The sequence below is a fragment of the Methylomonas stagni genome (genome assembly GCF_050154735.1).
Taxonomy (GTDB): Bacteria; Pseudomonadota; Gammaproteobacteria; order Methylococcales; family Methylomonadaceae; genus Methylomonas; species Methylomonas koyamae_A.
Genome location: NZ_CP189557.1, coordinates 2,831,151 through 2,852,579, shown reverse-complemented (window position 1 = coordinate 2,852,579; position 21,429 = coordinate 2,831,151). Strand labels below are relative to the sequence as shown.

Genomic DNA, 21,429 nt, shown 5'->3' with positions numbered 1-21,429 from the left:
CTGGAAGGTGGCACCAATGTGTATACTTACGCCAACGGTAATCCGATCAGCTATACCGATCCGACCGGGACTTGGGCATTTGAAGCGGTTGCCTCCTTTTTCGAGTCGATTAACTTTAGCTCCATGTTTAGTTCGGGCGGGTTCTTCAGCGGATTGGTCTCTAACGTGTCAATAGGAGCGGCTACGGTAGTTGGAGGGGTCGTTGGGGCTGTTTATCCGTCATCGTTGGAAAGCGATGAGACGCCATACTATCAAGCCGAAGCCAATAATGGAGATGCGAAACCTCATGGAGGCGATACACATAACGGTGCGATTGACGCTTTAATCGATGATCTTAAACAAGACCCGAGTGTTGAAAATATTCGTAAAAACCAACAACAAGTAGATGTAAATGGCGATAAAGTTGGCAATAACAGACCCGATGTCCAATATGACCAAGATGGGTGCCACTACTGCGTTGAGTTCGATAATAATCCTTCGAACAGCGATAAACATGGTAATGTGATTAGAGGTAATGACTCGAATGTGGAAATTATCCTTAAATTGTTAAATTAAATGAAAATGCTTGAATCCGATATTAATGATTTACTAGACAAATTAGATGGCTTAGGTTCAGACCAGGAGTTTTATGCTGCACGCGAACTAGGTAAGTTAGGGGGCAAGTTGCCTACGTTATTGCTAAAGAAGTATCAAACATCAAGAAAATGGCAGGCAAGATGTTCTTGCGTTTTCCACTCTATCCGTTTTGCCAGAGTTGTTGACGAGGCGGTTCAGTTGGGAGTTCAAGCACTTTCAGACAAATCAAAGGTCGTCAGATATAGAGCTTGCATGTTGTTAGCGTGTTCTTTAAATGCGAATGCATTATCTGCATTGAAAGAGTTAGAAGCAAACGCTACCGATACTGAAACGCGCGCCAATGCGCACGCAGCAATTGATGCAATCGAGCACCAGAATTCAAATTATTTTGTCGATAGAACGCATTCAGGCAAAGTAAAACTAGAGTTTGACTAGGACCGTAGGTCCGATTAGCGAAGCGTAATCGGACGTATGTGATTTCGTTCCTCCGATTACGCTTCGCTAATCGGAGATACGCTGACTGACCATGCAAAAGATCGCCAACGGGCAAGTCGGAGATCCAAATAGAGTTGTAGAAGAAGGGCGAGAGTACACTGACAATGAAAATGGAAATATAGCCTATGTGAAAGGCGATCGTGTTGTTGTTAAAGATTCTGATGGAAATCTCGTAACCCAATTTAAAAACTCAAGAAGCAATACCCTCAAAAGAATTGAGTCCGGTAGATGGGAACCAAAATACTTTTTAACGAATATTACGATTAAACGCTCCATATTCGACCCTTTGGCACTTTAAAATTAACCTAATATAGATATTTCGGTGTCTGTGCTAAATCATGCTATGAAACTAAAGTTGGCTATTCAGGTGTTAATTCATGCTAGCGTTTGGCGCGCTGTTATCTATATTTGTAAGAATGGAATTAGGTGGGGTTATGTATAGACAGTTTAATGTATGGAGAATCAACGATAACGGGGGGTGGTAATATATCGATGCTTTGAAAAACTAGATAACAAAATGTTCTGTGTTCAAAGTGCTGATTATTTTAACGAACCAATAACTGACGTTAAATTATATAACTCTGAAAAGCAAGCATTGGAGCTTTTTATCGAAGAAGCCCCCGACAGTCGATCTGGGTTATATCCATCAGTAGAAGAAGCGATCGAGAAATTTACGATTGATTTTTCGTAACTACTAACGCCCTATCGAAGCCTGATAGGACCTACGCAAGTTGGGCGAACATCCCGCTGGCGGTCATCGACCAACGGCCGGACGGTAGTCTGGTCAACCTGGCCTACATCGAAACCGACTTCGCCAACACCCCGCGCTATTTGCGTCGGGTGGCCGGCGACCTGACCCAACCAATCTGGGCCTGGCCGATCGCCCCCTACGGCGACACCCCAGCCCTGGAAGACCCGGACGGCGACGGCGTGAAGACCACCTTCAACCTGCGCTACCCCGGCCAATACTACGACGCCTTCTCCGGCCCGCACAACAACCACACCCGCTACTTCTCGCCCCGCGCCGGCGGCTAGCCGCGCTCTTCGATACCGGGCAGTCGGGCAAATGTTGGCTATGCTTAGCGTCGGTTCCGAAGCGGTGGCGTTTAACGCGGGTCACAAATTCCCGAAAGATGCCGCGCCATTACCGGCATCATCTCGCCGGCGATCTTTTTCCGGTCGCGGCCTTGCGCGTTGGCGGTCGGCCGCGTTGCCGACTTGGCGTCACCGCCGGCAGGGTTCCGGCCTATTTTGAGTAGCCTATGAAAATCGATATTACTTTTTTGAATTACGAGCAGTGCCAGGTCATGTTATCGGAGACGCCGCGCGACGGCGTGCTGGTGGTTTGCCAGACCGACGCTTCCGGCGCCGAGGTCGTGCTGGGCCGCTTTCCGCTGACCGGCGCGGCCTTGCCGATCGCGATACCGATCGGCACCGAGCGGAGCGAGGAGTTGGAGCGCCTGGTGTTCCACGAATACAACGGCGACACGCAACGGGCGGTCGCGCACCGGTTGAATCTGGCCGCCACGCTGTTAGCCCGGCAAGCCTTGCAAGCCGGGGTTTACCGGGCTAGGCCGAGTACGGTCACGCGGGTGGCGGCGCTGACGATTGCCTATAACGAGGACTTCGTGCTGCCGAAATGGGTGGATTACTACGGACGCCAGTTCGGTCTGGAAAACCTGTATGTGATCGACGACGGCTCGGACCGCGATCCGCGCACTTATCTGCCGGCGGCCGTCAACGTGATTCGCCAGCCCCGCACCAGTTTCGATTCGTGGCGGCTGTCGCGCAGTCTGGGCATTTTCCAACATTTTCTGCTGGAGACTTACGACTTGGTGGTGGTGACCGATTCGGACGAATTCATCGTGCCGACCCGCTCCGCGTATTCGAGTCTGGCCGATTACGTGACCCGCTTGTCCGTCGATACGCCCAGGCGGTTAATCCCGACCGGTTGGGATTTGGTGCATCTGCGTGGTAGCGATGCGGCGATCGATCTATCTCAGCCCATCGTCGGCCAGCGGCGGGCCTTGTTGCGCAACACCGCCTTGGACAAGGTGGCCATCCTCAGCGACCCCGTGTCGTTCACGCCGGGCCAGCACCAATGCTACGAACGCAGCGAAAAAGCCGACGACCTGACGCTGATTCATTTGCGCTATTTCGATTACGAGTTTTCCCGCGAAAAACTCCAGCGCTACCGGACCACGACCTGGGCCGCCAACGATTTATCGGCCGGCCTGTCCTACCATCAACGCCAGGAATTCAGCGCGTTGGAGCAGGAGTTTCAGCGCTTCGAGGACCGTTACCAAGGCGGCGGTCAGGAAACCAACGTACTGAACGACTTTTGGCGGGCGCAGTTGGGGGTGTAGCGGGGAGGGCTTTTTGAGCAATCAAGACGCTCGGATTCTGCGTTTTGGACGTGAGCGGACTTTTAATAAGGCGGTTGATTGGGCACGCAAACTGTCGCTATCGATCCGTTTTTTAAGGTTGCGCTTCGCCAACGCGGCTTGCTAGGTCGGTCCAACTTCAGCGAACTTGAGACGGCAAAGCAACCACGGGCGACCTCGCCAAATTAGCCTGTCAGCCGGCCCTGGGCAACAAGACTCGAAAGCAAGTGCCCTTGCCGACCGTGCTTTTCACTTCGATGCGTCCGTTGTGTTTGTTCACGATGCCGTAGGATAAGGAAAGACCCAAGCCGGTGCCCATGCCGACCGACTTGGTGGTAAAGAACGGATCGAAGATTTTTCCAAGCTGTTCCGGCTTGATGCCCTTGCCGGTATCCTCCACCTCAACCCAGACACTGTTCTCGTCATAAGCGGTGCGAATCGTAATTCGGCCGTGATCCTCGATGGCTTGCACCGCATTGATCAGCAGGTTCATGAACACTTGGTTGAGTTGGGACGCGATGCAGTTGATCTCGGGGATTGCGCCATATTCCTTGACGACCTCGGCTTTGTACTTGATTTCGTTCCATACCACGTTCAGCGTGCTGTCGAGACCCGCCTCCAGATTCGCCGACTGCTTTTCCAATTCGCCAACGTGAGAGAAATCCTTTAGATCCTTAACGATGCGCCGCACTCGCTGCAAACCATCGAGGGATTCCGCCAGAAGTTCGCCGATGTCTTGGCGCAGATAGCCGATATTGATTTCCTGCTTCAGAAGCGTTATGTCTTGCAAGGCCTCATTCACCAGCTTACCTTCGACGTCTTCGTAAGCCGCGAGCAGTCTGAGCATTCCATCCACATACTCTTGTAACGTGCTCAAGTTGGAGTTGACGAAGCCAATGGGGTTGTTGATCTCATGAGCCACGCCGGCCGCGAGCTGACCGATCGAAGCCATTTTTTCGGATTGCAGCAGTTGCATCTGGGTTTCTTCAAGCTGCTTGATTAGGTCCTCTTGACGCGCCTTCTCGGCCAGCAGTTGGGTATTGGCCATTTGCAGCGAGGCGGTGCGCTTTTGCACCTGCTCTTCGAGTTTATCTCGGGAGTCGCGCAACGCTTCCTCGGCGCGTTTGTGTTCGGTGATATCGTTGAAGCCGAAGACGCGACCGATGATGTGTTCGCCAAGATATTGCGGCCGCGATCGGCATTCGAAAACCCGGCCATCCTGGAGACTCAGGATATCTTCGGTTTCCCCGTCCCCAACGAGCTCTTGTAAGCGCACACGAAATGCCTCGGGCTCGACGACCTGCCCGGCAATGAACTCAAGAATATCGGCTTCTTCTGTCTCGAACAGCAAGTCGTCCGAAATGCCCCACATGCTACTGAACTGGCGGTTCATGTTGGCGATCTTGCCGTGCCAATCGATGACCAGTATGCCGTTGCCGGTCGATTCCAGCGTGGCCCTGAGCTGGGACAATAGCTGGGCCAGGGCATCCTCGGCCTTGTGTTCGTTTTGGACATCCCTGGCTTGGATCAGAATCAGCGGACGGCCTTCGTGGTGAATGATCTTGACCGATTTGGTCACCGTCAGCAGCGAACCGTCGGCGCATTGATAAAGCCCATCCTGGGTCTCGATATCCTGGTATTGGCCGTTGCGGACGTCTTCCCAATAAAACACGTCCTGCAATGAACTTTCGATATTCGTGATCGCCATGGCCAGCAAATCCAGTTCCGAATAGCCGAGCATTTTCTCTGCCATCTTGTTGGCGACGATGATCCGCAACTCACCGGGTTCAACCAGCAGCATCATATGCTGGCAGTAATCGATCATCAGATGTTCGAGGCTGCTCATCTGGCTTGCTCCTGGCCGGGGCTGCTCGGGTCGAAATAATAATTGACCCGTTTGCGAGGACTGAGGTAGTTGTATATTTCCCTCGGAACCTGCGCCGGTCTGATCGCCTTCGCGATATTCGCATCCGCTTCGCAGGCCATGTCCACCAGGATAGCCTCGTCCCTGGGGATATCCGCGTCGTAAATGAGCACCAGCGGTTTCATCGGCTTGGCGGTATTGACGGTGACGACCATGCCGATCACGCCGTTGGAAAACTGCACGATCGTGCCTGGCGGATACACCCCAAGACAACGGATGAAGACCTGGAGCAATTTCTGATCGAATTTGTTGCGCAACTTGGCGAACATCGTCGACAAAGCCTCGTGAGGTGTCAGCGCGTTGTTAATGTTCACCGGGTTGCAAAGTTCATCATAATGGTTGGCAATGACGACGATGCGGGAAAGCAAGCCTATCGCTTCGCCCTTGAGTCTGCTCGGGTAGCCGGTCCCATCGAACAATTCGTGATGTTCGCTGATGATGGTCAAGACGGCGGGTGCGAGCCCCAGTCGCTGGCCGATATCCGCGCCATACTGGCAATGCATTTCGAATAAATGCCGCTCGGCCTGATTGAGCGGCTCCTTTTTCATCAAGATCTTGGACGGAATCTCCTTATGACCAATATCGTGAAATAGCGCGCCTATGCCCAAAGTGCCGACCACTTCTTGGGGCAACTCGATGTCGCGCGCCATCATCAGCGACAGCATGGTGACATTCAACGAGTGGTAATACATTTCCTCGGCACCTGCCTTGCCTATCATGACGTGTATGGCGAGTTCCGGCGCGGAAAGCAGGGAGTCGATAATTTGATCCACCAATTGTCCCGCCTTTCGCACGGTTTCCGCCGGCATGGTAAACAGGCTTTTCTCGATGCCGTGTATCGTTTTAGCGGTATCGATAAAGGCATTTTCAATCCGCGCCGCTGCCTCTCGCTGCCGCTGGATGCGTTCTACCAGCGCGACCTTGGCCGCCAACACCGGCGAAATATCAGGCTTGGCCGCTTCCGGTGTTTGCTGTACCGGCTGTGTCTTTTGAGGGAGCGGATTGACATCGCTGAGGGCCGGATCGTAACGAATCGACTTGAGCCCGAGACTCTGGATGGTCTTGATCTGTGCCTCGTTCTTGATCTTGAAATTGCTGAACGAGAACGGGTGATCAAACCACTTGAGATCGAGGTGGATATATAACCCGACCCGAAGCTGATCCATCGTAATGTTGAAGTTATCTGGCATCGGTAGCGACAGTCCGATCTACTTGTGTCAAATGGAATACTGCGGAATTCGGCGGTCTCGACCGATATTCCGCGCCCGGCCACTCAAGGTTTTGCGATCCGTTTTCACAGGGATGTAAGCACCGCCGCAGTGTGATTGAGCGGACGCCGATCCGAGATTATCGTGCCCGTGGTGGTGGGTTTCGCCCCACTAATTTGTGCCTCGGAGCCTTTGCGACGCCCACCGCTATCTTTTCCGGAAAACCAATGTGAAACGCCGCAACCAAGGCTTGCGATTGCCGATGGAGTTCGTCTGGCGTTCATTGTCCGCCGAATTCCTTCGAATTGCGGCACTAATTTTCAGTGTCTGTCAACGCGTGTTTGCACACTAACATAACAACTCCAGCAATCACAAGTGAATGGGTGGTGCGATAGCGGTGGTTCGCCCTAATGGTCATGAAGTGATTTGTCACCCAGGATACTGAAAAAGGCAGGTGGGGTGGCTTTAGCCGCGATCGAGAGCGTCCCGCCATTGGTGGGCCTAACTTTGCCTAACCGCTGCTTTTAGGGTCTGAGAATCTCGGATCAGCAATCGCCGTCGGCATTCAGCAAGCCCGGCATCAGACCGTCGACGAAGTGGGCGAAGCGGCGTGATAGCCGCTCGGGAGCCGGCGGCGTTTTATCCTCGAAGACTTCGATCAACTCGATGAACCAGCATACGAGGTCGGCGGCAAACACCGGTTGCAAGCTGTAGGGCGGCGCGCAAAATTTCAGGTAGCCGGCCAGCGCTCGCGGGTGTTCTGCGAACAGCATGCGGGCGGCGGCGTGGCTGGATTCGGCACTGACCATCGGTAGAAAGCCGGCGGTGTAGATTTTGGCGAACGCCTGTTGGGCGCAGACGGCGCGTTGCAATGGGTCGGCAATCGGCGATCGGCTGCCGCCCAAGAACAAGGCGCATTGGACCGCGGTACTCAGCGCGGTGAAATACACGAACGAAAACTGCAGACCGACGCCTTTGCAGATCAGTTCGTAGAAGCGTTGGGTGCCGTCGCCGTTTTGCGAGCCGTTCGCCGGATAATGTACCAAGCAGCCCGGCCCCGGCTGGCTGACGAAATCGCCCAAGGCCAGCCGATTCAATTCCCACAAGTCTTCCGCCAAGGTCAGGCCGTGCAGCGGCGTCGCGGCCAGGAATTGCAAGGCGTGGTTCAGCGCGCCGCGCCGCGAGGCGTTGTACATCGTCGCGCGGGCCACCTCGGGGCGCCAGGTCGGCAAGCGTTCGGCCGGGGTCGCACCCTGCATCGCCGCTTGGCTGACATTGACCAGCTTGCCGTCGCCGATGTCCACGAAGGTACTGCCGACCTCGGCGCAGCTGAGTTTGGCATCGCCGCGCAGCAGTTCGAAGGCGTCGGTGTGATACGTCGGCGACATCCAGTCGTCGTCGGCCATCATCGCGCAATAGGGCAAGTCGCCGCACCACTCGAACAGATAGCTCAAATTGCCTGCGCCGCCGACGTTCTTCTGGTGGGCGATCGCGAAGATATAGGGATTCAGGGCCCGGATGCGCTCCAGAAATTCGCGTTTTTCCGGGGTTTCGCTGTTGTCGGCGACCAGCACCACGGTTTCCTCGTTGGCCGTGCCGACCAGCGAGGCGATCACCGAGCGCGCCATCGGCGTCCAGCGCGCGGTCGGCAATAAAATCGCGGCTTGCGCGGAGGCGGGCAATGGCGGAAAGTGCCGGTCGCCGGTGGCGATGAGCGGAACTTCGTGAGTCATGGCGCGTTCGGTGCGAGGTATCGAACCATGGTTGGCGTCAAGCCGGTACTCGGCGCAGAAAGCCGTCCGGCGAGGCGGTGATGGCGATTTTATGTTCGAGGGTTTTATCGATCTCGAAATTCAGCACCTTGCCGTCGGCGGCTTGGCGGCCTTCGCCGCGCAGCAGGCGCAGATATTCCCAAACCGCGGTCTTCGGGTTGTTGCCCTTGTCCCAGGGACGGTCGCGACAAAAGCCTTCCGGCAGATCTTCGACACCGGTATCCCAGACCACGCAGTAGCTGTCTTCCGAGGTCAGCGGCGCGTAGGCTTCCAGTTCGGCCAGTACATGGTCGTGGGTGTGGTTGGAGTCCAGGAAAACCAAAATGCGTTGGGCTTGCGCCGCGCGGGCCTTGACGGTGGCGACGATGTCCGGGGCGATCGACGATCCCTGGAGGGTCTCGATTTTGTGCGCCAGCGGATGGGCTTCGATGGCCGCGCGGTTGTGGGGACGGATGTCGATGTCTATGCCCAACACCTTGCGCGGGCTTTGCAGCGGGTCCAAGGCTTGGCCGGCGGCGACCGCGTCGCAATAGTCCAGCAGGGCCAGCATTGATGCGCTCAGCACCAGCGAGCCGCCGTGGGCGATGCCGGTTTCGACGATCAAGTCCGGCTTGACCCGCCAAATCAATTCCTGAATCGCGTAAACGTCCTGCGGCACCTGGATGACCGGCCGGCCCAGCCAGGTAAAGTTCTGCGCGTAGTTGTGGCGGATGGACTCGCGCACCCAGATGTTGGAGAGACCGATGAAATCGCGGTCGGTGCCGATCCGGCGAATGTTGTCGGCGACGTAAGTTTCGAATTGCTTGTTGGCGTCCATGAGAGGCTTCGGTGTGGTAGGGGCGAAATCGGTTGGTTAATCTTTCCAGCAATACAGCACGGTTTCCATCAGCAGCGGCGAATGGTGGCGCAACGCGAAGCGGTAGCTAGAATCCAGGCTACGCACGTAGGCCGGAATCTCGAAAATATCGCTGGGGAAGTGGTAGACGCTGAGCGCCATTTTGGGGCCGTAGCGGCGGATCGTGGCGGCCGCGCCGCGCAACAGCGCCATTTCCAAGCCTTCCACGTCGGCTTTGATCAAGGTGGCCGGCTCGCCTTGCAGGTAGTCGTCCAGGCTGTAAACCGCGCTGGTCGGCAGATCGTCGCGGTCGGCGGCGGTCGCGACCAGGTTCAAGCTTTGAGCCGGTCCGCTGACGTTGACGCAAGCCATCCGGCCGCTGGCCTCGGCAACGCCGGCGTTGACCAGCGCGATTTGACCGTCGTCCAATGCCCACTCCGCCGTCAAGCGTTCGGTCCGCCGGCGTAACGCGGCAAATTGCCGCTCGCCCGGCTCGAAGGCGTGAATGCGTTTGAAGGCGCCGTGGCAGGCCCAGATGAACTTCTCGACCGTATCGCCGACGTAGGCGCCGGCATCAATGAAGATGTGGCGGTCGTCGTCGGCAAATCCCGGCAGGCAAAAATATTGATCGGGGGCTTGCACGTCGCGGCAAGGTGCCGGCGAGCCGCTCAGCCAAGCCAACACCACGGCGCCCAAGGTTTGCCGGGATAATTCGTCGGCGAGAAAAGCCTCGTTGATTTCTAGAATGTCTGGATAGCGGCTGACCGCGAAAAACGCATCGAAGCTCAGCGCGGTCAGGCCGGTTGCGGTCAATTGCTCGACGACGGCTTTAGCCGCGTGGCGGGCCGCCACCAGCACCCAGCCTGTTTCGGCGACCGAAGGATGCTCCGGCGCTACGACCGGAACGCCGCGTATCGCCGTGTGCCATTTTTCGGGATTGCGGTCCGCCACGCAAACGACCTTGGCGCCCAGCCCTTGCAGATACTGGACGGCCCAGGTGCCGACGAATCCGGCCCCGTAAACGACGATGCCGGTCGAGAATGCCGCCTGAAAGCGGCTAACCAAGGGCTGTTGATCGGTACGGAGATCGGCGGCGCGCGTCCAAAAATCGCTCAATGGCTGCTCCGTTCGTTGGGCAGGGCGTAGATCACCGCGCCGGTGCCGCACCAACTGTGCAGGCGCAGCAAGAACCGGTAATTCGGCAAGGTTTGCATCAGCCACAGCGGCAATTCCCAGAGTCCTTGGACGTTGTGGTAGGACGTGGCGACGACGATAGGCCGATGACTCAACAAGGTTTGCTCGGCGCCCCTCAGCGCGTCGAGCTCGCCGCCTTCCAGATGTAGTTTGATGAAGGTCGGCGTAAACTCCAAATCGTCCAGCGCGACGACCGGCAATTTGCGCTTGCCGAGCGGAGTCAGTTGCGAGGCATAGTCCAAGCCTTCGTAAAACCGCCCCATCCCGGTTCGAGCGGCGATTCCGCAATCCATGACCCGCAACCGGGAATCGTCGCAAAGCCCCAGCTCGTCCATGGTGACTTCGAGTTGCTCAAGGCTGGTTCGGTCAGGTTCGATCAAGCATAGTTCAGAGAAGTGGCCACCGGTCAACTGGCAAAAACGTCGAGTCACGCTGCCGGTATGGGCGCCCAAATCGATAAAACGCTCCTCGTGGTTTAGGCAGTCCAACACTTCGGGGATAAAGAAGCGGTCGTCGGTCGTGACCGGCGCGGCGGAAAACGTCCATTCCTGGCGCAGCCGCCGCCAGGCGATGAATTGCAGGTGGTGCGCGCGGGACACGGCGTCGTGCCAGCCGTCCATTACCGTTTCGATGCGGTCCAGATCGGTGTCGCTGAACGGGTCGGCGAACCAGCCGTTGGAGAGCGGATGGCGATCGCGGTAGGCTTCGGCAATGTCGTAAAACGGCACGGCATCCTGCCAGCCTTGCCGAGTCAAATATTCGGCCAACGGTGTAAAAGGATCGTTGGCGATGCTGATTGCCAGCAAGGTCTTGGTTTTGAGTTTGTTCGGGACGTCCTCGGGCGCGATCAACCGGGTTTGTTCCCAGAACGGGGTGTTTGCCAGCGTGCCGGCGTTGGCGTCGACGACGGTTTGCACGGTGACGCCGATCCGCTTGAAGTAGGCATGGGCCAGTCTGCCTAAATTGCCGGCACCGTACAACGTTACCGGCTTGTCTACTCGGCGAGGGGCTGCGTGACTCGGTACTTGCTGTAACCGGCGCAGCATTCGGCGGGCTTCGGCCGGATCGGGTAGGCGGCTAAATTGCCGGGCGATGGGATGTTGCAAGATCATCGGCTGAACGGATTTGCGATCGGGAACACGACGAATCGGGGCGCTTCAATCGTCCAACAGCGTCCGGATTTGTTCGGCATGGGCGCTGAGATCGACGACGGTTTTGGCGCCGCAGTAATAACAAATCGGTTTCTGGTGCTTGAGATCGCCTCCCAGCATGGTTTTGCGAATGTCGTTGAGCGCGCGGCCTTCCAGTATCTCCCGCAGACTTTGTTGGCTCAGATCGCCGATCGCCAATTCGCCGAAGATGTCTGCGCAACAGGCCGAAATCTTGCCGTCGAATTTGACGTAGGCCATGTAGAACGGCATCTCGCAGGGCGCGTTGGAACCGGCGAAGCCGATTTTTTGGCCGTCGTGGGTATGGAACACCGGCATGTCTTTCAGATGGACCACCTGCGAATGCTCGCATAAGGTTTTCAGCCCGTCCCAGCCTCGCTGGAACAGGCTGTCGGTGATGCCGTACAACTCGGCGTCGGACGAGGCCAGTTTGATGTAAAGCTGGACGGTTTGACGCTGTTCGACGGCTTCGGCCGCCGCGTAAATGTTGCGCATCAACTTGTCGAAGAAGTCCTTACCCTTGATGGTTTGGTATTCCTCGCGGCTGAAGGCATCCAGACTGATGTGGATTTCGTCGACGCCGGAATTCAACAGTTCTTCCAGAATCTCGGGTTTCAGGACGGTGCCGTTGGTGATGATGCGCAGCTTTTCGGCCAGCCCCCGCGACTTGCAGGCGGCCAGCATCGCCGCGATCTTTTTGTTCAGCAGCGGTTCGCCGTAGCCGTGAAACTGAATCATCGCCATTTTGTAAGGCAGGGCTTGCAGATCGCCTAGCAGTTTGTCGAACACCGCGTCGCTCATCATGCCCTTGCGGTGATCGGTGTCGTAACGTCCGGAGTGCATGTCGCAGAAGGTGCAGCTCAGATTGCATTCCGAAGTCGGTTCGACGATCAGGCTTAAGATGCGTTTTTCGGCGAGCGCCTTGAGCAGATTGTCGACCCGGGTTGCGGCGATGTCGATGTTTTTGGCTTCTTGTTTGGTGAGCATAAAACTTACGCTAGGGTTTGCCGGGCATTGCGCGGTGCGGAACGGGGCGGCTCGGCGAGCGCCCGGCTCCAGGACCGCAGTCTCGGGTTGTCCGGAAAGTACTTCAAAAAGTGAAACACGCTGCCTTTGGAGCGCTCGAAATCGCCATGCGCCAAGTCCGCGCCGGCGGGGATACTACCGTCGTCGGCATACGGGCCGTTCGGGTTTTGGAAGGCTTTAAACCAGTCGCAGGGGCGGTTACCGAATACGGCGGCGTAAGCAGGGTGGCGTTTCTCGGCGTTCATCAAATTAAGGTAATGCGCATTGAGTCCGGCGGTCATTTCGGCAAAAGTGTAGCGGGTTCTGGCGAATTCGGCGGCCTGCTGGGCCAACGCCAAGCGTCGTTCGGGCTGGTTGACCAGATCGCTAAGCGCTTCGGCGAAGTCGGCGGGGCCGTTGACGACCAGCCCGGTCAGCCCGTGCGTGACGATTCGGCGCTCGGCCGGGTTGTCCAGCACGATAGGTACGACGCCCATCGCCATCGCTTCGATCAGCGCATTCTCGGCGGTACCGTAGTGCAGAGGGTTCAGCAGATATACCAGAATATCCAGTTCGGCCAATGCGGCGACGATGTCTTCGGAATAACCGGCGAATTCCAGCAATTCCGGCCGGCCGGCCGCGATGCACCGCGCTTGCAGTTCGGCGCGGTTGGCGATGTCGCCGAGCAATTTAACGCGTAGGTCGGCCAGCGGCACCGCCGCCAGAAATTCGACGAAGCGCGGATACAGTTTGGCGAAGTTCAAGGTGCCGACGTAACCCAGACGCGGCGGCCGGCCTTGACGTTGCGGGAGCGGCGGCAAGTCGGCGAGGCCGGCGCTGGAGACCACTCCGAGGCTTTGTCGCTCGGTATCGCTTAAACCGGAGAAGGCCGGGTTATCCAGCGAGCATGCCGAGGTGAACACCCAGCGGTCCGCGATCGCCGCTAAACCGGCCGGAATACGCGGATTCCCCAGGCCGGAAATATGGCACCAAAACAAGGCCCTGTGCGGCGGGAGCTCGGCTTCGCATAAGCACTTGGGCAACAGCGGGTGGTTCCAGAATTCGAATTGCACGATGTCAGCCTCCGCCATCGCAACGCGCAGCCTATCGGGCGACGGACAAACTTCGACCGCGAAATTCGGATCGCCTAGCGAGGTGATGGCTTCGACGAACTGGGTTTTTTCCAACGCTTCCAGGCAAATAAACCGGTGCGACACCCCGGCGTTCTCAGCGGCCGCTTGCCGGGCCAGGCCCGACAGGGCTTTACCGACGCCGCCGCCCAGGTGCGGGGTGATGTGCAGGACCCGGATCATCGATGGTTGGCTGGAGGCCGTCGGTTCAAGCGGTTTCTAGGACGCTGCGTCGCAACAGTTTGGGCAGCAATTGCTCGCGGTAAGGATCGATGTTGTCGGGCAGGCAATGGGTCAATTGGCCGCATTGCGAGCACACCGGGTTTTGTCGGCGCTTGCCTTCCAAATGTTGGATGCGCAAGCGGTTGAAGGCGTCGGAATGCCAGATGTCGCGGATCGATTGTTCCCTGGCGTCGCCGATGATCAATTTACGGCCCCAATCCAGAAAGCAGGAGCTGACCAAGCCGTCGGCATTGACCGACATCGAATAAAAAATGTAGGGGCAGGTGTCGGTCGGCGTGATCGGTTGCTGGTAAATGCCTTCGGTAATCTTGAAGCCGGTGCGTGTTTCCACGTCGAATTCCGGCCAGCATGGCGCGAAATTTTCGATAAAAATCCGGTCGCAGTAATCGCCGAAGGTATCGTAGAACTCTTGCTGCTGAGCTTCGGTAATCAACTCTCTGGGAATTTTGATGACGATTTCGCAATCGCCCTTATGCTCGTACAACCAATGAATGTTATCGACGAAGCGCTGGAACTCGAAGTCGAACTTGGTGAAGCGTTGGTATTGCTCCTCGTTCATACCGTCGACCGAAATATTGATCTTATCCAGGCCGGCTTCGATCAGCGGTCCCATCCGGTCCGGATCGATCAGCGTGCCGTTGGTGGTGGTGTCGATGTAAGGTATCCGGCCGCTTTGCTTGGCATAGGCCACCATCTCGGCCAGGTGTTTGTTCAGCAGCGGCTCACCGTCCTTGTACATCCGCAACACTTTGATGTCTTGCGGGAAGTCCGCCAAGTCGTCGATGATCTTTTTAAACAGCTCCAGCTTCATCGCGCCCTGGTAGCGGCCGGTTTGCTTAATCAGTTCGCGGTCGCCGGTCGGGCAAAACGTACATTGAAAGTTGCAGGAACTGGCCGGATCGACGAACAACACGAACGGCGTTTCCAGCGGAATCACGTCTTGCAGCGGGGTGCGTTCGTCCAGGTTAATGCGAGGTTTGATTTGTGCTTTCATCAAGATTTTCCTAGGGTTGGCTCCTGCGGTGTCGATAGCGCCCGACGACTCAGTCGAGCGGTCCCAAAAACTGGGTCAGTTTGCGCGGATCGCCCCAAAACGCCATCGGTTCGTAATCGGGGTAGGCATGGTAGCCCAGATTCAACGCGATGTCGGCACCGCGCTTGCGAATATGCCGCTCGACCAGCGTTCTGATCGAAATCGGCGTACCGCTACAGACGTTGTAGACACCGTTGGCGTCCGGGCGTTCGACTAATTGCACCAGGCGGCGGGCCGCGACTTCGATCGGCAGGTAATCGCGGAGCTGTTCTCCGCCGGACATATCGAATGTCGGCCGCCCGTCGGCAATCGCCCGCTCCAATTGCGCCAGCAGGCTGTTGGCGTGCTGGCCTTCGCCGTACAGGTAGAACAGTCTAGCCCATTGCAGCGTGAAGGAATGATGTCGTTGGAGTTGTTGCAGAAATTTTCGCAAACTGTCCTTCGCCAGCGCGTAGGGATTGGCCGGCAGCGTCGGCAAATCTTCGGCCAGGCAGCCGTTTCGCAAGCCGTATTCGAAGCAGGTGCCGGCGACCAATAATTGCCCGACGCCTTGTTCGACCAACGACTTCAGGAAGCGGTAATCGCCGATCAGGTTTTGTTCGAAATGGAACAGCTCGCGGTAATTGGGCAGTCCCGGCCAAGCCAGGTGGATCACCGCGTCAAGTTGTCCCAAGCGGTCCGGCAAGCGGTCGGCGTGTACGTCGCCGCTTAGGAACTCGACTCGGTCGAACCAAACCAAACCTTGCGCCTTGCCGGCGTCGCGAGCCAGCGCGGTGACGCGGTGGCCGCGTTCCAGTAAGTGTGTGACGACGTGGCGGCCGACGAAGCCGCTGGCGCCGGTAACTAAGACCTTCATGGTCGGCTCCGGGCGAGTCTGGGCTGGATTCGCGTCGGCATCTTCGGCCTAAAACACGCTCAATTCCGGCACCGCGACCGCGAATTGCCCGCCCCAGTCGCGGATTTTCCGGTAATCGGCGACGATTTCGGCGCGGATATTCCACGGCAGAATCAGCAGGATGTCCGGCTGGCGCTCCGTCAGCGCGGTCGGCGGCAGAATCGGGATGTGCGAACCGGGTAGGAATTTACCTTGCTTGGACGGCGCGGCATCGCAGACATAGGCCAGCAAATCCGGTTTGACGCCGGCATAGTTCAGCAGGGTGTTGCCCTTGGCCGCCGCGCCGTAGGCGGCGACTCGCCGACCGAGCCGGCGTTGCTCGATCAGAAAGGCCAGCAAATCGTTTTTGATGCGGTCGGCGCGCGGCTGAAACGCCCGGTAAACGGCCAAGTCGGCCAGGCCGAAGTCGCGCTCGTGGGTCAACACCTGGGCGACCGCCGCCGTCGGCTCGCGCCCGTGTTCGGCATGGCAACCGTACACCCGCAGGCTGCCGCCGTGGGTGGCCAGTTCCTCGACATCCCAAATCCGCAAGCCGGCCCGTTCGAAGATGCGGCTGACGGTTTGCAGCGACAGGTAGGAATAGTGTTCGTGGTACACGGTATCGAACTGGGCCGATTCGATCAGCCGCAACAGGTGCGGAAATTCCAGCGTAATCGTGCCGGCCGGTTTCAACGCCGTTTTGAGGCCGGCGGTAAAGTCGTTGATGTCCGGCACGTGGGCGTAGACATTGTTGCCGACGATCAGATCGGCGCGTCGGCCCTGGTCGGCCAGACGGTGGGCCAGCGCGTCGCCGAAAAACTCGCGCAGAATCGGAATGCCTAGGGCTTCGGCGGTGGCGGCGGTGCTGGCGGTGGGTTCAATGCCCAGGCAGGGAATGCCGGCGGCGACGAAGTTTTTCAGCAAATAACCGTCGTTGGCGGCGACTTCGACGACCAGGCTGTCGGCATCCAACGCCAAGCGCTCGCGGATGGTCTGGCAGTAATCGGCGGCGTGGCGCAGCCAGCTTTGCGACACCGACGAAAAATAGGCGTAGTCGCGATCGAACAATTGCTCGGCCGCCGCGTAATCCTCGGTTTGCACCAGCCAGCATTGTTCGCAGACGTAGAGTTTCAGCGGGTAATACAGTTCGGGCTTGTTCAGGTCGGTGGCATTCAAGTAGGCGTTCGACGGCGGTGCGAAACCCAGGTCTAGGAATACGTGTTCGAGCGGCGCGTGGCAGTGGCGGCAGTTCATAAGGCGATTCCGCGAAAGTCGGGGGGCAGGGCGGGGTGTTGGTTGTCTCTGGCCGACAAATCGCCGATCGGTAAGGGCCAGGCGATTTGCACGGCCGGGTCGGTCGGCGAGACGCCGGCTTCGGCATCCGGACAGTAGGCGGCGGTATGCAGATACAGCAGTTCGCTGGCGGCTTCCAAGACTTGAAAGCCGTGGGCGCAGCCTTCCGGAATCACCAGCATCCGGGCGTTGGCGGCGCTCAATTCCTCGGCGTGCCATTGCAGGAAGGTTGGCGAATCGGCCCGTAAATCCAGTGCCACGTCCCAGACCCGGCCGCGCAAACAGCGAACGAATTTGGTCTCGGCATGCGGCGGCCGCTGATAGTGCAGGCCTCGCACCGCGCCGACCGAGTGGGTCAGCGAATGATTGATCTGGACGATGCGGCGCGCGCCGACCGCTTGCGCCAGTTCGTCCTCGCAAAACCAGCGGGCGAATGCGCCGCGCGAGTCTTGAAACGCTTGCGTCTCGACGACGACGACGCCGGCCAGCGGGGTCGGCAGCTGCTTCATGAGCGTGCCCAGGCGATGCCTGCTTGCTTGGCCGCCGCCGAATAGTCCTGCAATTGCGCCCGACTGACCGCCGGCTTGGCGGATAGCGGCGCTTGGTACCAAGCTGCCGTGGCGGCCAGCGCGGTATCCAGCGGCCAAACCGGCCGCCAATCGAGTCGGCTTTTGGCCTTGCTGCTGTCCAGATACAGTAGGCCGGCTTCGTGCGGTTGCGGATCGCTGCCGATTTGCCAGTGCAGTTCCGGCCAATGCCGCTGCAACTCGGTCAATACGTCGGCCACGCTGAGGTTGCCTTCGGCGTCCGGGCCGAAGTTCCAGGCGTCGGCGGCGTCGCGCCGTTCCTCCAACAAATGTTGGCCCAGCAGCAGATAACCGCTCAACGATTCCAACACGTGTTGCCAGGGCCGGGTGGCTTGCGGGGAGCGGATTTCCAGGGTCTCGCCGGCTTCGACGGCGCGGACCAAATCCGGAATCAGCCGGTCTTCCGACCAATCGCCGCCGCCGATCACGTTGCCGGCGCGGGCCGTGGCCAGTAATGGCGTACCGGAGCGTTGAAAAAAGCATCGCGATAACTGGCCGCCAACAGTTCCACCGCCGCCTTGGAGGCGCTGTAAGGGTCGTGGCCGCCTAGGCTATCGGTTTCCCGGTAGCCCCACGGCCATTCGCGGTTTTGATAGCACTTGTCGGTGGTGACGACGACGACGGCTTTCACCGCCGGCACGTGGCGGCAGGCCTCCAACAGATTGGCGCTGCCGACGACGTTGCTGGTCCAGGTGTCCAGCGGTTGCCGGTAGCCGCGCCGTACCAAGGGTTGCGCGGCCAAATGAAAGACGATGTCGGGTTGGACATCGGCGACGATTTCGGCCACCGCCGCGCTGTCGCGCATATCCTGAAGGTATTCGACCATGTCCAGGCCGAGTAGCTGCCAATGGTTGGGCGCGGTTTCCGGCGGCAAGGCCAGGCCGATCGGCTCGGCGCCCAGTTCCCGCAACCACAGGCTCAGCCAGCTGCCCTTGAAACCAGTGTGGCCTGTAACCAGCACCCGCCGGCCGCGATACTGGCCGTTGAACAAGGTCATGCCCAAACCTTCCAGGGCGGATCGAGGCGCCACAGTTCTTCCAATTGGGTCTTGTCGCGCAAGGTATCCATTGCTTGCCAGAAGCCGGCGTGCTTGTAGGCGCGCAGTTGGTCTCGGGCGGCCAGATCGGCCAGCGGTTGGCCTTCCCAACTGCTTTGATCGCCATCGATTACTTCGAAAATATCCGGCTCCAACACGAAAAAGCCGCCGTTGATCCAGGCCCCGTCGCCGGCCGGCTTTTCCTGAAAGCCCTTGACTGCGGTGTCGGCGATGTCCAGCGCGCCGTAGCGGCCGGGCGGTTGGATCGCGGTGACGGTCGCCCATTTGCCGTGGCGGCGGTGAAAATCAATCAACGCGCCGATGTCCACGTCGGACAATCCGTCGCCGTAGGTAAAACAGAAGGCTTGGCCGTCCAGGTAATCGCGCACCCGTTTCAGGCGGCCGCCGGTCATCGTCGCTTCGCCGGTATCGATCAGCGTGACCCGCCAGGGTTCGGCGTAACGCTGGTGGACTTCCATTCGATTGGCGGCCATATCGAAGGTGACGTTGGACATGTGCAGGAAGTAGTTGGCGAAGTATTCCTTGATCACGTAGCCCTTGTAGCCTAGGCAGATGATGAACTCGTTGATGCCGTAATGCGAAAACAGCTTCATGATGTGCCAGAGTATCGGCCGGCCGCCAATTTCTATCATCGGTTTGGGCTTTAAATGCGATTCTTCGCTGAGCCGAGTGCCGAGGCCGCCGGCCAGTATGACTGCTTTCATAGGAGTTCGATTAAGGCGTTGGCGGGAAGAGATTACTCGCTGCTCCGGCGCCGGCATTGGTCAAACCGGCCGGCGGCTAAACGGCGGCCATGATACCGCAATTGGGAGGGATTCGGGTTATGGCGGCCGGGATGGAGCGTTTCCGGTGGCGGAGCGTTTTGGGATGCCAGGCGCGCCGCCGGATCGGCGCTAAGCGCCGGGCGGGCTCAGTTCCCGAAAGGTCAACACCGCGCCGACCAGTTTGCCGTCGACGTGCATCGGGTGAGCGGAGCATTCCACGGTAAACGTGCTGCCGTCCTTGCGCCGGAACAGGTCGGTGCCGTGGCGAGGTGCGCCGTCGTGGCAGGCGGCGTAAATGCCGCATTGCTCTTCGGCGACCGACGTATCGCCGTGGATCGTGGTACAAGCGTTCTGGCCGAGCAGTTCCTGTCGACTGTAGCCGAGCATCGCCAGGGCCGCCGGATTGACGAAGTGGCACAGACCCTTGCCGTCCACGCCGACGATGCCGTCGCCGGCAGACTCCAGCAACAACCGGAAACGGGCTTCGCTGGCGCGCAACGCCGCTTCGGCTCGCTTGCGTTCGCAGAGCTCGTGGTCCATGCGGGCATTGGCCGCCTCCAGAATCGCGCTTTGCTTTTCCAATTGCTCGGTGCGTTGCGCGACCAGTTCTTCCAGGCGGCGCCGGTAGTAATACAATTCCTGAGCGGTTTCCTTATCGGCGGTTACGTCGATCAACAGACCTTGCAAACACAGCGCGCCGCGCGCTTCGTCGCGCACCACCTTGGCTTCGTCCAAAAACCAGCGGGCTTGGCCGTTATCGTTTAGCAATCGGTATTCGCAATGCAGCGGGGTGTAGTGTTCGTAGGTCGCCGAATAGGCTTCGACGACGGCATCGCGGTCTTCGGCATGCACCCGTTTTAAGAAGCCGTCGCTACCTTCCAGCCAGCTGTCCGGCGCGAAACCCAGTTGCCGGATCTGTGGGCTGACGTACAGCAGTTTGCCCGGCGTGTCGAGCGACGCGATATAGGTGATGGCCGGCATTTGCTCGATCAGGCAGCGGTATTTGGCTTCCGCTTCGCGCAATTGTTCGACGGCTTCGGTTTTATCCAGCAAGGCTTGTTGTTCGCGCATGGCCCGCATCACTACCGCCGGCAACCATTGCAGCGTTTCGCCGTTGGCGTTGGAGCCTTTCACGACGTAATCGCGGGCGCCCAGTTTTAAGGCGTCCACCGCGATCATCGCGTTGTCCGAGCCGGTCAGCATCACCACCGGCATCGGCAGTTCGCCGGATTCTTCGGCCAATTCGGACAGAAACTCGACCCCGCTCAAATCGGGCAAATGGTAGTCGAGCAGGATGCAGTCGATCTTCTCGTCGCGCGCCAGTTTCAAGCCCTGGTTGCCGGTTTCGGCTTCGAACAATACGAACTCGCAGTCGTGGTGTTGGGCTAGCGCTCGCTTGCAAGCCATCCGGTCGATTTGGTCGTCTTCCACCAGCAGCAAGCGGATGACCGGTTTACCGTTTAAATCGGTCATAGCGGCGACTCGCTGATGGTCCAGTAGGCGTCGATGGCGCGCACGATCTCGACGAATTGCCGGTATTCGACGGGCTTGCGCATGTAACCGGCCACGCCCAGCTCGAAACTTTCCACCTTGTCTTCCTGTTCGTCGGAGGTGGTCAACGCGACGACCGGAATGCGTTTGAGTTCCGGCAGCGATTTGACGGCATGCAGAAACTCGATGCCGTTCATCACCGGCATGTTCAAGTCCAGCAGAATCAAACAGGGTTGCTCTTGACTGGCATCCTGAAGGTGCGCCAGGGCTTCCTCGCCGTTTTCGACATGGGTCAGTGGGTTGGAGACATGCAGCTCTTTCAAGGCGCGCTTGACCGTCATCGCGTCCACGCTGTCGTCTTCCACCAGAAGGATGGGATTGCTCTTGATTCTCAT

Annotated in this window: 22 protein-coding genes; 5 read left to right on the top strand and 17 right to left on the bottom strand. The window is 58.4% G+C overall.

All coding sequences use genetic code 11. The features are described from left to right. Nucleotides 1-18 precede the first annotated feature (18 nt). The 5 genes from ACP4CD_RS13165 to ACP4CD_RS13145 all read left to right on the top strand — a co-directional run bounded on the left by ACP4CD_RS13165 (nucleotide 19) and on the right by ACP4CD_RS13145 (nucleotide 3,437). Nucleotides 19-555, top strand: a complete 537-nt coding sequence (locus tag ACP4CD_RS13165; protein WP_426991253.1) for a hypothetical protein — start codon at nucleotides 19-21, stop codon at nucleotides 553-555. Further along, nucleotides 556-1,011 carry a hypothetical protein gene (locus ACP4CD_RS13160; protein WP_426991252.1) on the top strand — a complete coding sequence of 152 codons (456 nt, stop codon included), beginning with the start codon at nucleotides 556-558 and terminating at the stop codon, nucleotides 1,009-1,011. A 91-nt stretch (nucleotides 1,012-1,102) separates the two neighbouring features. Then, a complete protein-coding gene (locus tag ACP4CD_RS13155; RefSeq protein ID WP_426991251.1) occupies nucleotides 1,103-1,369 on the top strand; it encodes a hypothetical protein in 267 nt (88 codons plus the stop codon). Nucleotides 1,370-1,902: 533 nt separating this feature from the next. Then, a complete protein-coding gene (locus ACP4CD_RS13150; RefSeq protein ID WP_426991250.1) occupies nucleotides 1,903-2,106 on the top strand; it encodes a hypothetical protein in 204 nt (67 codons plus the stop codon). 227 nt (nucleotides 2,107-2,333) lie between these two features. Continuing rightward, entirely contained in the window at nucleotides 2,334-3,437 is a 1,104-nt protein-coding gene (locus ACP4CD_RS13145; RefSeq protein WP_426991249.1) for a glycosyltransferase family 2 protein, read from the top strand. A 211-nt stretch (nucleotides 3,438-3,648) separates the two neighbouring features. Here ACP4CD_RS13145 and ACP4CD_RS13140 read toward each other — a convergent pair whose 3' ends face one another. The 17 genes from ACP4CD_RS13140 to ACP4CD_RS13060 all read right to left on the bottom strand — a co-directional run bounded on the left by ACP4CD_RS13140 (nucleotide 3,649) and on the right by ACP4CD_RS13060 (nucleotide 21,429). Further along, a complete protein-coding gene (locus tag ACP4CD_RS13140) occupies nucleotides 3,649-5,301 on the bottom strand; it encodes an ATP-binding protein (RefSeq protein ID WP_071157778.1) in 1,653 nt (550 codons plus the stop codon). Then, nucleotides 5,298-6,569: an HD-GYP domain-containing protein gene (locus tag ACP4CD_RS13135; protein ID WP_071157776.1), complete on the bottom strand. Its 1,272-nt coding sequence runs from the start codon at nucleotides 6,567-6,569 to the stop codon at nucleotides 5,298-5,300. The genes ACP4CD_RS13140 and ACP4CD_RS13135 overlap by 4 nt, the downstream gene beginning before the upstream one ends. Nucleotides 6,570-7,132: 563 nt before the next feature. After that, the gene (locus ACP4CD_RS13130; RefSeq protein ID WP_426991248.1) at nucleotides 7,133-8,320 is read right to left on the bottom strand and encodes a glycosyltransferase; all 1,188 of its coding nucleotides are present in this window, start codon (nucleotides 8,318-8,320) and stop codon (nucleotides 7,133-7,135) included. 37 nt (nucleotides 8,321-8,357) lie between these two features. Further along, the gene (locus ACP4CD_RS13125) at nucleotides 8,358-9,176 is read right to left on the bottom strand and encodes a cephalosporin hydroxylase family protein (protein ID WP_071157772.1); all 819 of its coding nucleotides are present in this window, start codon (nucleotides 9,174-9,176) and stop codon (nucleotides 8,358-8,360) included. A gap of 36 nt (nucleotides 9,177-9,212) precedes the next feature. After that, entirely contained in the window at nucleotides 9,213-10,310 is a 1,098-nt protein-coding gene (locus ACP4CD_RS13120; RefSeq protein WP_426991247.1) for an FkbM family methyltransferase, read from the bottom strand. Then, on the bottom strand, nucleotides 10,307-11,500 hold the full coding sequence (locus ACP4CD_RS13115; RefSeq protein WP_426991245.1) for an FkbM family methyltransferase: 1,194 nt from the start codon (nucleotides 11,498-11,500) through the stop codon (nucleotides 10,307-10,309). The genes ACP4CD_RS13120 and ACP4CD_RS13115 overlap by 4 nt, the downstream gene beginning before the upstream one ends. 45 nt (nucleotides 11,501-11,545) lie before the next feature. Continuing rightward, nucleotides 11,546-12,544: a radical SAM/SPASM domain-containing protein gene (locus ACP4CD_RS13110; RefSeq protein WP_426991244.1), complete on the bottom strand. Its 999-nt coding sequence runs from the start codon at nucleotides 12,542-12,544 to the stop codon at nucleotides 11,546-11,548. A gap of 5 nt (nucleotides 12,545-12,549) precedes the next feature. Then, nucleotides 12,550-13,875 carry a glycosyltransferase family 4 protein gene (locus tag ACP4CD_RS13105; protein WP_426991243.1) on the bottom strand — a complete coding sequence of 442 codons (1,326 nt, stop codon included), beginning with the start codon at nucleotides 13,873-13,875 and terminating at the stop codon, nucleotides 12,550-12,552. A gap of 25 nt (nucleotides 13,876-13,900) precedes the next feature. Continuing rightward, on the bottom strand, nucleotides 13,901-14,929 hold the full coding sequence (locus tag ACP4CD_RS13100) for a radical SAM protein (RefSeq protein WP_313729037.1): 1,029 nt from the start codon (nucleotides 14,927-14,929) through the stop codon (nucleotides 13,901-13,903). Nucleotides 14,930-14,978: 49 nt separating this feature from the next. Further along, a complete protein-coding gene (locus ACP4CD_RS13095; protein WP_426991242.1) occupies nucleotides 14,979-15,824 on the bottom strand; it encodes an NAD-dependent epimerase/dehydratase family protein in 846 nt (281 codons plus the stop codon). Nucleotides 15,825-15,872: 48 nt separating this feature from the next. Continuing rightward, nucleotides 15,873-17,096: a class I SAM-dependent methyltransferase gene (locus ACP4CD_RS13090; RefSeq protein WP_426991241.1), complete on the bottom strand. Its 1,224-nt coding sequence runs from the start codon at nucleotides 17,094-17,096 to the stop codon at nucleotides 15,873-15,875. Next, on the bottom strand, nucleotides 17,093-17,644 hold the full coding sequence (rfbC, locus tag ACP4CD_RS13085) for a dTDP-4-dehydrorhamnose 3,5-epimerase (protein ID WP_426991240.1): 552 nt from the start codon (nucleotides 17,642-17,644) through the stop codon (nucleotides 17,093-17,095). The genes ACP4CD_RS13090 and rfbC overlap by 4 nt, the downstream gene beginning before the upstream one ends. Continuing rightward, a complete protein-coding gene (locus tag ACP4CD_RS13080) occupies nucleotides 17,641-18,150 on the bottom strand; it encodes a hypothetical protein (RefSeq protein WP_426991238.1) in 510 nt (169 codons plus the stop codon). Before ACP4CD_RS13080 ends, rfbC begins: the two co-directional genes overlap by 4 nt. Further along, nucleotides 18,147-18,752, bottom strand: a complete 606-nt coding sequence (locus ACP4CD_RS13075; RefSeq protein ID WP_426991236.1) for a GDP-mannose 4,6-dehydratase — start codon at nucleotides 18,750-18,752, stop codon at nucleotides 18,147-18,149. Before ACP4CD_RS13075 ends, ACP4CD_RS13080 begins: the two co-directional genes overlap by 4 nt. Then, nucleotides 18,716-19,483, bottom strand: a complete 768-nt coding sequence (gene rfbF / locus ACP4CD_RS13070; RefSeq protein ID WP_313729032.1) for a glucose-1-phosphate cytidylyltransferase — start codon at nucleotides 19,481-19,483, stop codon at nucleotides 18,716-18,718. The genes ACP4CD_RS13075 and rfbF overlap by 37 nt, the downstream gene beginning before the upstream one ends. 189 nt (nucleotides 19,484-19,672) lie before the next feature. Continuing rightward, a complete protein-coding gene (locus ACP4CD_RS13065; RefSeq protein ID WP_426991235.1) occupies nucleotides 19,673-21,016 on the bottom strand; it encodes a PAS domain S-box protein in 1,344 nt (447 codons plus the stop codon). Further along, on the bottom strand, nucleotides 21,013-21,429 hold the full coding sequence (locus ACP4CD_RS13060) for a response regulator (RefSeq protein WP_426991233.1): 417 nt from the start codon (nucleotides 21,427-21,429) through the stop codon (nucleotides 21,013-21,015). The genes ACP4CD_RS13065 and ACP4CD_RS13060 overlap by 4 nt, the downstream gene beginning before the upstream one ends.